15 protein-coding genes are annotated in these 14,282 nt (G+C 39.2%); 13 read left to right on the plus strand and 2 right to left on the minus strand.

Annotated features, from left to right (window positions below; translation table 11 throughout):
- Positions 1 to 2: 2 nt before the first annotated feature.
- From P7F88_RS12850 to P7F88_RS12895, 11 genes are all read left to right on the plus strand, one after another.
- Complete coding sequence (locus P7F88_RS12850; protein WP_277825288.1) at positions 3 to 566, plus strand: NIF family HAD-type phosphatase; 564 nt, start codon at positions 3 to 5, stop codon at positions 564 to 566.
- 5 nt (positions 567 to 571) lie between these two features.
- Positions 572 to 1,423: a UbiA family prenyltransferase gene (locus P7F88_RS12855; RefSeq protein ID WP_277825290.1), complete on the plus strand. Its 852-nt coding sequence runs from the start codon at positions 572 to 574 to the stop codon at positions 1,421 to 1,423.
- Entirely contained in the window at positions 1,420 to 2,724 is a 1,305-nt protein-coding gene (locus tag P7F88_RS12860; protein WP_277825292.1) for an FAD-binding oxidoreductase, read from the plus strand. The genes P7F88_RS12855 and P7F88_RS12860 overlap by 4 nt, the downstream gene beginning before the upstream one ends.
- On the plus strand, positions 2,724 to 3,467 hold the full coding sequence (locus P7F88_RS12865; protein WP_277825294.1) for an SDR family oxidoreductase: 744 nt from the start codon (positions 2,724 to 2,726) through the stop codon (positions 3,465 to 3,467). The genes P7F88_RS12860 and P7F88_RS12865 overlap by 1 nt, the downstream gene beginning before the upstream one ends.
- Positions 3,468 to 3,877: 410 nt before the next feature.
- A complete protein-coding gene (locus tag P7F88_RS12870) occupies positions 3,878 to 4,951 on the plus strand; it encodes a hypothetical protein (protein ID WP_277825296.1) in 1,074 nt (357 codons plus the stop codon).
- Between the two features lie 424 nt (positions 4,952 to 5,375).
- Positions 5,376 to 6,296, plus strand: coding sequence for an NAD-dependent epimerase/dehydratase family protein (locus tag P7F88_RS12875; protein WP_277825771.1), 921 nt, complete (start codon positions 5,376 to 5,378; stop codon positions 6,294 to 6,296).
- Entirely contained in the window at positions 6,297 to 7,586 is a 1,290-nt protein-coding gene (locus P7F88_RS12880) for an NAD(P)/FAD-dependent oxidoreductase (protein ID WP_277825299.1), read from the plus strand.
- 1 nt (position 7,587) lies between these two features.
- A complete protein-coding gene (locus P7F88_RS12885) occupies positions 7,588 to 7,989 on the plus strand; it encodes a GtrA family protein (RefSeq protein ID WP_277825301.1) in 402 nt (133 codons plus the stop codon).
- Positions 7,990 to 7,998: 9 nt separating this feature from the next.
- The gene (locus P7F88_RS27230; RefSeq protein WP_479683701.1) at positions 7,999 to 8,361 is read left to right on the plus strand and encodes a lysylphosphatidylglycerol synthase domain-containing protein; all 363 of its coding nucleotides are present in this window, start codon (positions 7,999 to 8,001) and stop codon (positions 8,359 to 8,361) included.
- Positions 8,358 to 8,945, plus strand: coding sequence for a lysylphosphatidylglycerol synthase transmembrane domain-containing protein (locus P7F88_RS12890; protein ID WP_338405561.1), 588 nt, complete (start codon positions 8,358 to 8,360; stop codon positions 8,943 to 8,945). Before P7F88_RS27230 ends, P7F88_RS12890 begins: the two co-directional genes overlap by 4 nt.
- A gap of 136 nt (positions 8,946 to 9,081) precedes the next feature.
- The gene (locus tag P7F88_RS12895; protein WP_277825303.1) at positions 9,082 to 9,996 is read left to right on the plus strand and encodes a glycosyltransferase family 2 protein; all 915 of its coding nucleotides are present in this window, start codon (positions 9,082 to 9,084) and stop codon (positions 9,994 to 9,996) included.
- On the opposite strand, the gene P7F88_RS12900 is transcribed toward P7F88_RS12895, so the two are convergent.
- Positions 9,979 to 10,737 carry a glycosyltransferase family protein gene (locus tag P7F88_RS12900; RefSeq protein WP_277825305.1) on the minus strand — a complete coding sequence of 253 codons (759 nt, stop codon included), beginning with the start codon at positions 10,735 to 10,737 and terminating at the stop codon, positions 9,979 to 9,981. The two genes, P7F88_RS12895 and P7F88_RS12900, sit on opposite strands and share 18 nt — an antisense overlap.
- Positions 10,734 to 12,605 (minus strand): polysaccharide biosynthesis protein, encoded by a 1,872-nt coding sequence (locus P7F88_RS12905; RefSeq protein WP_277825307.1) that lies wholly within the window; start codon positions 12,603 to 12,605, stop codon positions 10,734 to 10,736. Before P7F88_RS12905 ends, P7F88_RS12900 begins: the two co-directional genes overlap by 4 nt.
- A gap of 162 nt (positions 12,606 to 12,767) precedes the next feature.
- Between P7F88_RS12905 and P7F88_RS12910 the strand changes: the two genes are divergently transcribed.
- Positions 12,768 to 13,733, plus strand: a complete 966-nt coding sequence (locus tag P7F88_RS12910) for a UDP-glucose 4-epimerase family protein (RefSeq protein WP_277825309.1) — start codon at positions 12,768 to 12,770, stop codon at positions 13,731 to 13,733.
- Entirely contained in the window at positions 13,730 to 14,275 is a 546-nt protein-coding gene (locus tag P7F88_RS12915) for a sugar transferase (RefSeq protein WP_422127908.1), read from the plus strand. The genes P7F88_RS12910 and P7F88_RS12915 overlap by 4 nt, the downstream gene beginning before the upstream one ends.
- Positions 14,276 to 14,282 lie beyond the last annotated feature (7 nt).

The raw sequence follows: 14,282 nt of genomic DNA on the forward strand, positions 1-14,282 counted from the left end.
GAATGAAGAAACCCTTGGTTGTTGATCTGGATGGAACGCTGATTAAGACAGATATTCTTGTCGAAACACTACTAAAGTACTTTAAGTTAAATATTTTTAATATATTTCGATTCTTGATCATTGTATTTCGTGGTGGTAAGAGTGCCATAAAAAGTGAAATAGCTCGTTCTGTGGATATTGATGTGTCAATCTTGCCATATAACGAGGATGTTCTGGCTTATATCAGATCTCAAAAAAGTGAGGGAAGAAAGGTAGTTTTAGCTACCGCTACCAATGAGAAATATGCAAATCAAATCGCCAAGTACCTTGATATATTCGATGATGTGTTTTCGAGTGATGAGAAAACGAACTTAGCATCTAGTGTTAAAGCTGAAAAGCTAGTGAGCATTTATGGTGCCAAAGGGTTTGATTATGTTGGCAACTCTATGGCGGATATCAAGGTTTGGAAAGCCTCTGACCAGTCTATTGTAGTGAACCCCGATAAAGGTGTATTACCCAAAGCGGAACAGTGCTGCAATGTTGTACACATTATTGAAAATAGACCTAATTTTTTCAGACCTTGGTAAAAGCATTGCGTGTACATCAATGGGCAAAAAATTTACTTATTTTTGTACCTCTTGTAGCTTCACATCAGTGGTTTGATACTGAAAAAGTAGCTGATGGTATTATTGCGTTCATAGCATTTAGTCTTTGTGCTTCTACTGTGTATCTACTAAACGATTTGTTAGATCTGGAAGATGATAGGCATCACTCTTCAAAATGTCGTAGACCATTCGCCTCTGGTGCATTAGACGTAAGAATAGGGCTTTTATTTGCTCCGTTGATCTTGGTTTTCGTTTTCTTACTGTCGGTACTTTTACTACCTATAAACTTCCTGCTTGTTTTGCTGGGGTATTACGCACTTACTCTAGCTTACTCATTCAAATTAAAAAGAATGGTGGTTGTGGACGTAACTACACTGGCTATATTGTATACAGTGAGGATTATAGCCGGGGGCGTCGGACTTGAGTTGGATTTGACGTTTTGGCTATTAGCATTCTCAATGTTCATCTTCTTAAGCCTTGCGCTAGTAAAACGTTATGCCGAGTTACATGAGGCGAGAAGTTTGGGTTTAAACAAGACAAGAGGAAGAGGATATTACCCATCTGACTTGGAGTTGCTTTCCTCCTTAGGTTCATCATCAGGCTATATGTCGGTACTGGTCCTTGCCTTGTATATTAATGATCCAGTTACTTCAGTAATGTACAGTCACTCAGAGGTTATCTGGTTAGCCTGTCCACTTATTCTTTATTGGATTAGTAGGACTTGGATGATTACGCATAGAGGGCTTATGCATGATGATCCTGTGGTTTTTGCATTAAAAGATAAAGTGAGCCGGATTACCGGTTGTTTATTTCTTCTTGTTTTTTGGTCAGCTATATGAAAACAGTAAAATCCTGGGGGCGCTACCCCTATAACTCACAGCAAGTGAAATCGTTGAATTGGCTTGATGACGTTGAAAAAACAGTGTTATGTCAAGGAGAACAGTTTCTGCCGTTTGGTAATGGCAGGAGTTATGGCGACAGTTGTCTTGCTACAAGTAACGTAGCGCTCGGTGCCAGAAGTTTAAACCGTTTTATTTCAGCTGATTGGGAGTGCGGTGTTGTCAGGGCTGAAGCTGGAGTTCTTTTAAGTGAAGTTCTAGATTTGTCGGTAAAAAGAGGTTGGTTCTTAGCATCGACACCAGGAACTAAATTGATCACGTTGGGAGGCGCGGTTGCTAATGATGTTCATGGAAAAAATCATCACGTGGCAGGTACATTTGGAAGACATGTAACTAGATTTGCTATTTATCGGTCGGATCAGGGCATTCTAGAGTGTTCAAGACATGAAAATAGTGAACTGTTTCACGCTACTATCGCAGGACTTGGCCTTACAGGTGTGATTTTATGGGTGGAAATCCAACTTCGTCCAATTCATTCTAGCTTAATTGATAGCAAGAATATCAAATTCTCTAACCTAGATGAGTTTTTCACGTTATCGAGAGAAATAGATGTGGATTATGATTACACTGTAGCTTGGGTTGATTGTGTATCAAAAGGTAATTCTCTTGGGCGTGGTATTTACATGGTAGGTAACCATGCTGAACGAGGTACGATTGAGCAGCCGAAAGGTAGCAAATTAAAAGTACCAGTTGATTTGCCAATCTCAATGGTGAACTCAATTACATTAAAATCATTTAATACATTGTATTACAACAGGCAAATAGCAAAAACCTCTGACAAGATTGTAAGTTATGAACCTTTTTTCTACCCGCTAGATGCTATTTTGGAATGGAACCGAATATATGGTAAACCAGGCTTCCAGCAATATCAGTGCGTACTACCAGAAGATAATGCGCAAGATGCAATGAAAGAGATATTGACCATAATTTCAAAGAAAAAGATGGGCTCGTTCCTAGCTGTATTAAAGCGATGTGGTGATATTGAGTCGCCGGGACTACTTTCTTTTCCAATGAAAGGAGCAACACTTGCGTTAGATTTCCCCCAATTAAAAAACAAAACAAATGCGCTTTTTGACATTCTTGACTTAATTGTGTCTGAAGCCAGTGGGCGTTTATATCCAGCAAAAGATGCACACATGAGTAGTGATTTCTTTAAGGCAAGTTATCCTGAATGGGAAACATTGGAAGCAACACGCGATCCTAAAATTATGTCAAAATTTTGGAATAGAGTAACTAGATAATGAAGAATATTGTGTTAGTTGGTGCGACATCTGGAATGGCGATGGCTGTTGCTCGCCTATGTGCAGAGCGAAATGATAGGTTGTTTTTAGTTGCGAGAGATGAAACGAAACTCAAAATGCTGTCTCAAGATCTGTATGCACGCGGAAGTGATAAAGTTGGTACGTTTTCACTGGATGTTAACGATATTGAAAAACATAGGGATATGTTTGATGAAGCTGAAAATACGCTTGGTGGATGCATAGACCTTGTTATTATTGCTCATGGTACTCTGCCAGACCAAATTGAATGTCAAAAGCTGGTTGATAGTGCACTGCGAGAGTTTAACACCAACGCAGTAAGTACTATGGCTCTATTAACTGAGCTAGCAAATCGTTTTGAGAAGCAAAAATCAGGAACAATAGCAGTAATCTCGTCTGTGGCTGGTGACAGAGGGAGACCCTCTAATTATGTCTACGGAGCTGCCAAAGCTGCGGTTAGTACCTATTTAGAGGGGCTAAGAGCGAGATTATTTAAATCCGGAGTTCATGTACTTGATATCAAACCGGGTTTTGTGGCAACTCCTATGACCCAAGATCTAGAATTACCTGATCTACTTACTGTTACTCCGGATAAGGTTGCGAAAGATATTATTTCTGCTATTGAGAAAAAAAGAGACGTTATCTATACGCCATTTTTCTGGAAATACATTATGCTAATTATAAAAAGCATCCCAAGAACTGTTTTTAAAAGGTTGGGTTTGTAAGTGAAGTTTATATTACCTTCAAGTAATACTTATGACCGATTGTTTGCTACCTTTTCAGTCATTTTTTTCTCCTTGCGATTACCGGAGTAATTAATAATTACTCCCCTGTCCCATTTTGGGATATGTGGAATGGTTACTTAGACTTCTACTCGCATGTAGCTCAAGGTGATCATGGTATTTGGTGGAGTCAGCATAATGAGCATAGAATTATCTTGTCTAGGATACTTTTCTGGATCGACATTAAGTTTTTTGCTGGCGAAATATGGTTTCTGCTATTATGTAATATCTTGCTTTTTTCTGCGATAGTTTTTGTAATTCAAAGGTTTATAATAGAAACTGGTAATAAAAGCCAAAGGTGGCTACTCTATTTTGTTGTATGCTGGCTATTTTACTGGAGCCAGTACAATAATATGACTTGGGGTTTTCAGTCCCAGTTTATATTGGCTTATCTTTTACCAATTTCAGCTTTTTATAGCTTGGCTAAGTATAACGAGAGTAATAAAAACGTTTACTTTTTCCTTGCAAATTTCTTCGCTTTTATTTCAATCGGAAGTATGGCGAATGGGGTGTTGGCAATGCCATTACTTCTTTTGCTTTCTTTAGCTTACCGACTGCCTAAGAGTAAGTTGCTAATTACATTGCTGTTAAATGTAGCTTCTTTTTTCTTGTTTTTTTATGGCTATCACTCTATTAAGGGGGCGGGGCATACATCAATTTCACAAGCTCTTACGTTATATCCTGTGGAAACTTTAGAGTATGTTTTTGTCTATTTAGGGTCTCCATTCTACTATATGATCGGAGGACGCCATTATATAGCTCTATTTAGTGGCTTATTGTTTGTATTAGGTTTCGGTTATCATTTTTTCAAATTAATGATTAACTTTAAAAATATAGAAAATAAAGCTTATGAAACTGCTGTTATCATAGGAATTATTTATATTGGGGGGACAGCTTTTGCTACCGCTACGGGGCGAGTATCTCAAGGATTGGAACAGGCGTTGTCTAGTCGTTACACTACACCTGCGATCATTCTTTGGGCACTGTTACTAGTTCTTTTTACTCCTTATTTTAGAGCACTATCTAGTGTAAAGGTAAAACGAATTAAAGCAATATTCTTACTTATGCTTGCTTCAATGTTACCCTATCAACTGAAGGCGCTAAATAATCGAGAAGAAGTCATTTTTAATGAAAAACTAGCTGCGTTACAACTAGTTATGGGAATTAAAGATGATAAGCAGGTCATGTTTACTTTTCCAAACTCAGGTTGGGCGCTACAAATAATTTCTAATCCTGTTGTACAGAGTATATCAATATTTTCTTCTTCTCCATATAAAGATATGACACATAATTTGGGGAATACCTATAGTGGCGAATCACAACAATATGAAATGTGTGATGGATTTGTAAATGATATCGAGAAGAAAAAAATCAATATAGGGTTTCGGGAAGAGTATATGCAACTAGTGATTTTTCGTATGGACTAGTTAGTGATGTAAATAATAAATTAATTGGTTCTGTTTTGTTTTATAAGTCGGTTGATGGAAAAAGCTCTAAGGGTGATGTCGGTCAGGACTATGTAGGATATATAATTGATTCTGTCTCAAAAGATAGTATAGCGAGTATTATTTTTCCTGAGTTAGAGTGTAACTTACGTTACTCGAACCATGGTGAATAATTTAACAAGATGAAAGGCTTGACAAAAAGTTCAGAGAAATACCTGTTGTGGTAAAGTTCTTGGAAGTTGCTAATAACGCAAATTAATGAATGCTTAAGTATTTTCTATTAATGTAAGCATTTTTTGTCGAAGTGAAAAATGTTATTGCAAATTAAGCAGGGTGCCTTATTCATGTTTATATCGCTCACCTAACATTGCATGATTTTAATATTTAGGAGTGTATTTTGAAAATAGTGTTACCTGGCGGAGCAGGCCTTGTGGGCCAAAATCTAGTAGTTCGCCTTAAAGAAAGAGGTTTTCACAATTTAGTTGTTTTAGATAAACATAAAGCTAATATCGAAGTCCTAAAACAGATGCACCCTGATATCTTGGTCGAATACGCAGACCTTGCCGAGGATGGGTGTTGGAAAAAACACTTCCAGGATGCTCAGTCTGTTGTCATGTTGCAAGCTCAGATAGGAGCTAAAGAAACGGATCTTTTTGTCCGAAATAACATCACGTCGACTAAGCATGTATTAGATACGATTAAAGAGTATTCGGTTCCTCATACCGTGCATATTAGTTCGTCTGTTGTTGAATCTGTTGCCGACGACGATTACACCAATACAAAGAAGGAACAAGAGAAAATTGTGTTGGAGAGTAATATTGATTGTGTAGTATTGAGACCGACGCTGATGTTTGGTTGGTTTGACCGTAAACACCTCGGTTGGCTTTCTCGCTTTATGCAAAAGGTTCCGGTTTTTCCTATTCCAGGAGATGGCCGTTATATGCGTCAGCCACTCTATGTTGGCGATTTTGCAAACATCATTATTAGCTGTGTTGAAAGTCAACGAGTTGGCGGTGTCTTCAATATAAGTGGATTGGAAAAAGTCGACTATATTGACATTATTCGAAGCATCAAGAGAGCGATAGAATCTAAAACATTAATTATTAAGATACCATTCAAGTTATTTTCAAGCTTATTGAAGATATGGGCGGTTTTTGATAAAAATCCTCCATTCACAGCAGACCAACTTGATGCTCTGGTTGCATGTGATGAGTTTGAAGTTATTGATTGGGAAGGTCAGTTTGGCGTTAAAGCGACTCGCTTTGACGATGCGGTTGATGAAACATTTTGCCACACTAAGTATAGTAAGATAGAACTGGAATTTTAGATGAAGAGTAAAAAGGTAGCTGTACTTGGTGCAGGCCCTATGGGGCTATCTGTAGCCTATCAGCTAGTAAAAAATGGACATGATGTTACAGTTTTTGAGGCTGATGACAGAGTCGGTGGTATGACCGCATCATTCGATTTTGGCGGCCTAAATATTGAACGTTACTACCATTTTATTTGTGCAAATGACCAGCCCCATTTTGATATGATCTCAGAAATGGGTTTGGATGATAAGCTTAAGTGGACCAAGACGAAGATGGGCTATTACTACCAGGGAGAGTTGTTTTCTTGGGGGAACCCAATCGCTCTTCTAAAGTTCCCTAAACTTAGCCTAGTTTCCAAGTTTCGTTACGGGTTGCATGCTTTCTTATCGACAAAACGCTCTGATTGGTCAAAGCTCGATAAGCAAGAGGCATCTAGTTGGATTAAGCGTTGGATCGGTAATAGTGCTTACGATGTAATGTGGAAAAGCCTTTTTGACCTTAAGTTTTATAATTTTTCCAACAACCTATCAGCAGCTTGGATATGGACTAGAATAAAACGAATTGGTAACTCCAGATTCAATTTGATGGAAGAGAAACTCGGTTATCTTGATGGAGGCTCTGAGGTTCTTTTAGTTGCTATGAAAGAGAAAATTGAGCAACTAGGAGGAAAAATTGAGTTATCTTCACCGGTTCGAAAAGTCGAAATCGAGGACGGCAAGATAGTTGGTCTAAACGTCAATGATGAGTTTCATGAATTTGAAAACGTCATTAGCACTGTACCAGCGCCGTATATCCCTCAAATAATTCCCCAATTACCTGAAAAAGAGCTTCAGCAGTTTAAGGCGCTTTCTAATATCGCAGTTGTTTGTGTCATTGCAAAGCTTAAAAAAGCAGTGACGGAAAACTTCTGGTTAAACATCAATGATAGCCGGATGGATATACCTGGAATCGTCGAATACAGTAACCTAAACCCTCTAGATGACCATATTGTCTATGTGCCTTACTATATGCCAGCGGAACACGAAAAGTACGCTGATTCCAATGAAACCTTTGTGGAAAAGGTTAAGAAACATCTTAAGTTATTGAATCCAGAGCTCGATGATACGGATTTTATTGATATCCATGTGAGTCGATATCGATACGCACAACCGATATGTGAACCTGGGTTCTTGGATAAGTTACCTCCAGTCGATTTACCTGTCGAAGGGTTATATGTCGCTGACACGTCGTACTACTACCCAGAAGATCGAGGTGTATCAGAAGGGATTAGATTTGGTATAGATCTGGCCAATAAGGTTTTTAGATAAAATGCGGGTACCAACTCTGTCGAAGCAGTTTTTTCTGTTTCTATGTACCGGTGGATTTGCGGCTGCTGTTAATTTCGGTAGTCGTGTGCTTTACAGTCAGTACGTAAGTTTCTCTACAGCGATAGTTTTTGCTTATATAACAGGTATGATCACGGCCTTTATACTTGCTAAACTCTTTGTGTTTAGAGGATCTACCAATTCGGTTTCGAAGTCAGCGTTCTATTTTATATTAGTGAATTTGGCAGCTATCGTTCAAACATGGGTGGTTAGTATGCTTTTGGCTGTCTATATCCTACCTTATATGGGAATAACTCGATACGTGGAAGAAATATCGCATTTTGTAGGCGTGATAGTTCCGGTCTTTACCAGTTATGTTGGCCATAAGCGGCTATCATTTCGGTAGTCAAACGAAATGAAGGCTAAATCTAAACTGCCTCGGTCAGCAGTATTTGCGTTTACGCTGATATCAATAGGGTATGTATTTTTGGGATCTTTTTTCTCAGACCACATACCCCGTGAGTTGGTGGCTAACCTAGATTTGTTAGATGGGCTGGTTTTGTTTTTTCTTTTTTCTTCTAGCATCTTTCTTCGCTATGTTCGGTGGCATGCGTTAATGACCAGTCATCATTGCGATCATCGTTTTATTAGTGGTATGTTTTTCTATATTGCTGGGTTTGCTTATACTGCAACGCCGGGTAAGGTAGGTGAATTATCCAGAGTTGTTTATTACCAGGGGTTGGAATATCCTCGGATAAGGTTATCTCTAGTTTTGTGATAGAGCGATTTTTTGACCTATTGGTGGTGCTAGCGTTAGCTGGCCTTGTGTTCTTCAGCTTTCCAAGCTTGAAGGTTGTTGCTGTCTCTATAGTGGCTATTATCGGCATGCTTGTTTTTATCACAATAAAAATATCGATAAGTAGGCGATTGTGTAAAAACATACGGAAGCTGAATAATCGATACTCCATCAGACTTGCTCTACTCACTTATAAAGTCCTATTAAATGTTAATAGAAGCCTCAACTTAAGTCTTAGTATTATGTGTGTCAGCTTAGGTATCGCCGCATGGAGTCTGACTGCGCTTACATTAGTATATTGTTGTTTCGTGTTTGATTTGGCAGTGCCCTTTGCATCGGCTTTCTCTGTATACCCTGCAGCAATGCTTTCTGGCGCGGTATCTTTTTTGCCCGGCGGTATTGGTGTTACAGAAGGGGCTATCGTATACCTGCTCAACCAGTTTGATATTTCTCCGTCAATCGGAGGGTTTGTCGCGTTGGTCGTCAGGTTTTCGACATTGTGGCTGGCAATGTTGTTTGGTCTGATAGCAACGTCCCTCTCTGGCTTGTATATTCTAAGAAAATGAACACAGCCTTAACTCTATAACGATGTAATTCTTCTGATATTATTGTTTGCCCGGTACATAGTTTTTCAGTTTTTCTCTATGTACTGATAATTTTTTACTGTTAAATATAACCCTTTGTAGACTATAGGAGTGCTCTTTGTCGATCACGTCAATTATTGTTACCTTTCAACCAGAATTATCGAGTGTGGAGCAATTATTAACTGCTTGTCAGTCACATGGAAACAACGTCATTGTTGTTGATAATGGTAGCGAAAACGCCGAGGAGCTTGCAGAAGTTTGCCAATCGTTTGAGTACGTGAATTTTATTCGCCTCGGTGACAACCTGGGTATTGCTACAGCACAAAATATAGCGATCAAGCAATTGCGAACTGATAAAGACGACCTTATCGTATTTTTTGATCAAGATTCATCGATTGGTAGCGATTACTTGATGGCAGTCGAACAAACTTATCAGAAGCTAGAAAATGAATTTGGCCGAGAGGTCATAATAGGGCCCAGATTTTATAATCGCGTTTCTCAGTTTGAGTATCCAGTAATAAAATTGAACAAATTAGGTCGAAGACGAAAACTGTACCCTAGTCAGTTTACCCATCCGATCGAAGCTTCTTGCATCATTTCTTCGGGAATGGCAGTCAAAAAGAAAATCCTAGATCAAGTGGGGTTGATGGAAGAGTCTTTGTTCATAGATTATGTTGATACAGAGTGGTGTCTAAGGGCTAAGCATCTTGGAATTCTTATATTAGTCGCTCCACAATTGGTTATGGAGCATGAAATAGGCTCCAACAATTTGAAATTTTTGAAATGGCGCGTTCCTGTTCACTCATCAGCAAGGCGATACTATCGTATTCGGAACTCGTTTATTCTTACTAATTATTCGTACATTCCTAAACTGACGAGCTTTAGAGAAGTAGTATTTTCAATTGTGCATCAGGTATTTCTTATTGCATTCACAGATGAAAAAAAAGGGCACTTGAAGTCCCTGATTCGCGGTGTGAGAGATGGCATTTCTTATTCTAGAGCTAAACGTCGTAATTCAAGTTCCCCAATGTAGCTGAACTTGGTACCGTAAAGAACTTTTCCAATACCAGATAAAATGCATTGATAGAAGTTGTCTATTTTGATGCGATGCGAAATGGACAGCTTTGACATCTGGAAAATAGTAAACATTCAAATTGTGTTTATTTGCTCGTGTGCATATGTCGGCGTCCTCAAAGTACATGAAGTAACTTTCGTCAAACCCGCTCAACTTTTCAAAGCTGTTGACTGTAAATAGTAGAAAGGAACCTGCCGCCCACTCAACTTTCACCGGTTCCTTTATTTTACTTTTATCGTAGATATCGTTTCTTCGCATTCCTATCAAAGACTTGAGCGGTGACAATAAACTAGGGTAACGGCGGATTGAGTTGTCGTATTTATTGAATGTTTTATCCGTATACAGGTTGATAGCTGAGATGTCAGCTTGGTAGTTACTTGCTTGCTCTATTAGATCTGACAAACTGGATAGTTCGAGCTCAACATCAGGATTTAACACCAGGAAAAAGTCATCTTTAGACATACCAAGCTCTTGTTTAGCGAAACGAAAAACCTCATTGTTATTTGCTCCGAAGCCTTTAGGTTGAGCTCCAACAAGTAAGTAAATGCCAGACTCGTTACAGTAATTGATTAGTGATTCTGTTGGCTTAGTATTGGCCTTGACCACTACTTTATAGTATTTTGCCAAGCTTTTTAGCGTGTCACTATTAGCAATCATGTCATCATGCTGGTGGCTTACAACGGAAATATATAAGGTCATGCGTTTTTATTCCGAGTATAACCAGTTGGGGCTTCCAACAATATTCTCTTTATACATTCCACATCAAAGTCATGACAACATGAATCTAGCTGATCTAACAACGGCTCCATTTCTACCCAACTCAACTTATCTTCCTTAGCGGTCATGATCTTTTGATGGCTTGTACCTTCTACATTTTCTCCAATAAGCAATTCTTCGTAGAGCTTTTCACCTGGGCGAAGGCCAACAAAGTTGATTTTGATGTCTCCCTCTTCTGGCTCTGCGTCAATTATTTCTTTGAAACCCATCAGGTGAATCATACGCTTAGCGAGGTCTAGAATTTTTACTGGTTCACCCATGTCTAAGACAAACACTTGTCCGTTATGTCCCATTGCTCCTGCTTGAATTACGAGCTGAGCAGCTTCAGGGATTAGCATAAAATAACGAATTATATCGGGGTGAGTTACGGTAACCGGGCCGCCTTTGCGTATTTGTTTTTTAAATAGAGGGACAACTGAGCCTGATGAACCAAGTACGTTACCAAAGCGAACCATAGTAAAGGTTGTTGAGCAGTCTTTATCTGCCAAGGCTTGTAAAACAAGCTCTGCCATTCGCTTGCTCGCACCCATAATGTTAGTTGGTCGGACAGCTTTGTCTGTTGATATTAAAGTAAAGTTTTCGACTCCTGCTTCTAGAGCAGCCTCAGCGGTTGCTAGCGTACCAAATACGTTGTTTCGTATACCTTCAACAATATTATCTTCTACTATTGGGACGTGCTTATAAGCGGCGGCATGATATACAGTATGTACATTGTGTGCATTAAGCATATTAAGAACACGGTTCTTTCTTTGTACTGTACCTAAAGTAGCCACTATTTTGGTATCAGACTTTAAGTTGGACTTTATATTCTTAAGCTCTTGATCAATCGAATAAAGGTTGTACTCATTTAGCTCAAAAAGAACCAGAGTCTTAGGTTTCTGAGTTAGAATTTGTCGGCATAATTCTGAACCTATTGAGCCACCGGCTCCTGTAACCATTACATTTTTGCCTGTAATATTTTTTGAAAGCAGTTGCTCATCGGGATCTACTGGAGCTCTTCCAAGCAAATCAGCGACGTCAAGATCTTTAACATCTGTTAAGTGGGCTTTGCCTGTAGCTATATCTTCCACCGATGGGACCGATTGAATCTCGATAGGCCAGGTGGATAGTTTTTCAACCAATCGTAACCGCTTACCTTTATTGATATTGTTGATGGCTAATAGCAGTTTAACCGGTTCATATAAAGAGCTAAGCTTCTCAAATTCACTACTATGGTGAACTCGTATCCCAAAAATAATTTGGCCAGCTTTACTTTTGTCATCGTCTAGCATGGCTACAGGGTGGTATTCTCCTCCCTGAGTTAGTGCGTATGCTAACTCTCGGCCTGTGGCTCCTGCGCCATAAATAAATACGTTCGGTTTTTGTCGTTTGTAGTAGTGATAGTAAACCGCACGGATAAAAATTCTTGGGCCACCCAAAGTCAGTACTGCAAGGCCAGCATATATAAAGGGAACACTTCTAGGGACAAATGACTTAAAAAAGAAGCTGCTTACTGCGAGAGTAACGGTCGAAATTATTACTGCAAAAAAAATGTTTCCCAATGCTGGGATTGTCATATAACGAAGCACAGCACGATACATACCCAGCTTCACGAAGCAATAAAGCGTGACACCTAGTGTAAGAAGCATACTTCCAACTTCTTCGACACCAATATCAAAGCTATATACTCCCAGCCTTACAGCAATTGCTAAGTAAAGAGAAAAAATGATCGCTAGAATATCGTATATGATGCTGATAATTCGTTTATTTCTTCGAGAAGCATCGAGCAAAAATTGAACTGGTGTAAACATCTAAAGCCTGGATTTGTTGTTCATCTAATAATTGTTATCGGCGGTATTGTAGACCGCTTGAGTAGTCACTGCTAGCAAAATAGCAATTTGTGGTTTTCGTTTTGTGTATTACTCACTAAACTAACCTCATTTTTAAACTATAACTTCAACTTGTAGGTTGTTTTGAAAGTTCTGATTACAGGTAGTACAGGTTTTGTCGGTAAGGAAGTAGCGGCTGTGGCTGCCAGTAAGCACTGGCATTGTATCTTGAATAAGCGTGCAGATAGTAAAGGTGCCTTAACTGAACGCGTTAATGGAAACGTTGTTCACAAGAACGTTTCTTCAGACGAAAATTGGAAAGGTTGCTTTGATGGTGTCGATTGCATCATTCACTGCGCTGCTCGAGTTCATCAAATGAAGGAAAGCGATACTGATGCTCTTTCTGCTTACAAGGAAGTAAATACCCTGGGAACGCTTAATCTTGCCAGGCAGGCTGCTGAGGCTGGAGTGAAACGATTTGTTTTCCTGAGCTCAATAAAGGTAAATGGAGAATTAACGCAGCCTGGTGAGTCTTTCAGAGTAGATGTGGAGCGGTTACCTGAAGACCCATATGGGCTGAGTAAATTTGAAGCCGAACAGGGGTTGAAAGAGCTTTCAAATAGTAGTGATATGGAAGTTGTTATAATTCGCCTGCCACTAGTTTATGGTCCAGGTGTAAAAGCCAACTTTCTCTCTATGATTCGTTGGGTGGAGAAGGGAATTCCGTTACCATTGCGAAGTATCAATAATCGAAGAAGTATGGTGTTTCTGGATAATCTTGTGGATTTGATTATTAAGTGTTCAGAGCACCCTAATGCAGCCAATAAAACTTTCTTAGTTTCGGATGATAATGATGTATCTCTGTCGTCTTTGTTAGCTATGATTGCTAAATCACTTGGTCAAAAAAATATGATGTTTCCATTCCCCGGTAGCTTATTGAAACTCGCTACAACGCTGGTAGGGAAACCAGACATCGGAACAAGGCTTTGTGGTAACTTGCAATTAGATATATCCAAAACTAAAAGCGAGTTAGACTGGCTACCTCCATACTCTGTTGAACAGGGCATCCAGAAAACAGTAGATGACTATTTGAAGAATAAAACATTATGACACGTATTTTTGATTTTCTATTTTCCTTTTTCGGCCTTCTATTCCTTTGGCCAGTTTTAGTTGTTGTTTGTGTGCTGGGTTATTTTGACACCAGATCGCCAGTCTTTACTCAGAAAAGGGTTGGTAAAGACCAGAAAGAATTCACTTTAATCAAGTTCAGAACGATGCCTGTGGGAACTAAGTCCGTTGCAACTCATGAGGTGGGGAAAAGTTCAGTCACCAAATTTGGCTCTTTCCTTCGCAAGACAAAGTTAGATGAACTGCCTCAATTGATTAATGTTGTGAAAGGTGAAATGAGTCTTGTTGGTCCAAGACCTTGCTTGTTTAACCAGGTCGAGCTTATCGATGAGCGACAGTCTAGGGGAGTATTTGATGTTCTGCCCGGTATCACGGGGTTGGCACAGGTCAATGAAATAGATATGTCTACCCCAAAAAAGCTAGCAGAGTGGGATCAAAAGATGATTAAAACGATGACAGTGAAAAAATATTTTACCTACATCATTCAAACGGTATTGGGCAAAGGAGCTGGAGATAGAGTCTGATTACTTA

It is taken from the genome of Vibrio hannami, from assembly GCF_029589055.1.
In the GTDB taxonomy this organism is placed as follows: domain Bacteria; phylum Pseudomonadota; class Gammaproteobacteria; order Enterobacterales; family Vibrionaceae; genus Vibrio; species Vibrio hannami.

Bases quoted from the DNA above. Each gene is read 5' to 3' on its own strand.
- P7F88_RS12865 (WP_277825294.1), top strand. From the start codon at position 2,724: ATGAAGAATATTGTGTTAGTTGGTGCGACATCTGGAATGGCGATGGCT.
- P7F88_RS12870 (WP_277825296.1), top strand. From the start codon at position 3,878: ATGACTTGGGGTTTTCAGTCCCAGTTTATATTGGCTTATCTTTTACCA.
- P7F88_RS12860 (WP_277825292.1), top strand. From the start codon at position 1,420: ATGAAAACAGTAAAATCCTGGGGGCGCTACCCCTATAACTCACAGCAA.
- P7F88_RS12900 (WP_277825305.1), bottom strand. From the start codon at position 10,737: ATGACCTTATATATTTCCGTTGTAAGCCACCAGCATGATGACATGATT.
- P7F88_RS12915 (WP_422127908.1), top strand. From the start codon at position 13,730: ATGACACGTATTTTTGATTTTCTATTTTCCTTTTTCGGCCTTCTATTC.
- P7F88_RS12880 (WP_277825299.1), top strand. From the start codon at position 6,297: ATGAAGAGTAAAAAGGTAGCTGTACTTGGTGCAGGCCCTATGGGGCTA.
- P7F88_RS12885 (WP_277825301.1), top strand. From the start codon at position 7,588: ATGCGGGTACCAACTCTGTCGAAGCAGTTTTTTCTGTTTCTATGTACC.
- P7F88_RS12850 (WP_277825288.1), top strand. From the start codon at position 3: ATGAAGAAACCCTTGGTTGTTGATCTGGATGGAACGCTGATTAAGACA.
- P7F88_RS12905 (WP_277825307.1), bottom strand. From the start codon at position 12,605: ATGTTTACACCAGTTCAATTTTTGCTCGATGCTTCTCGAAGAAATAAA.
- P7F88_RS27230 (WP_479683701.1), top strand. From the start codon at position 7,999: ATGAAGGCTAAATCTAAACTGCCTCGGTCAGCAGTATTTGCGTTTACG.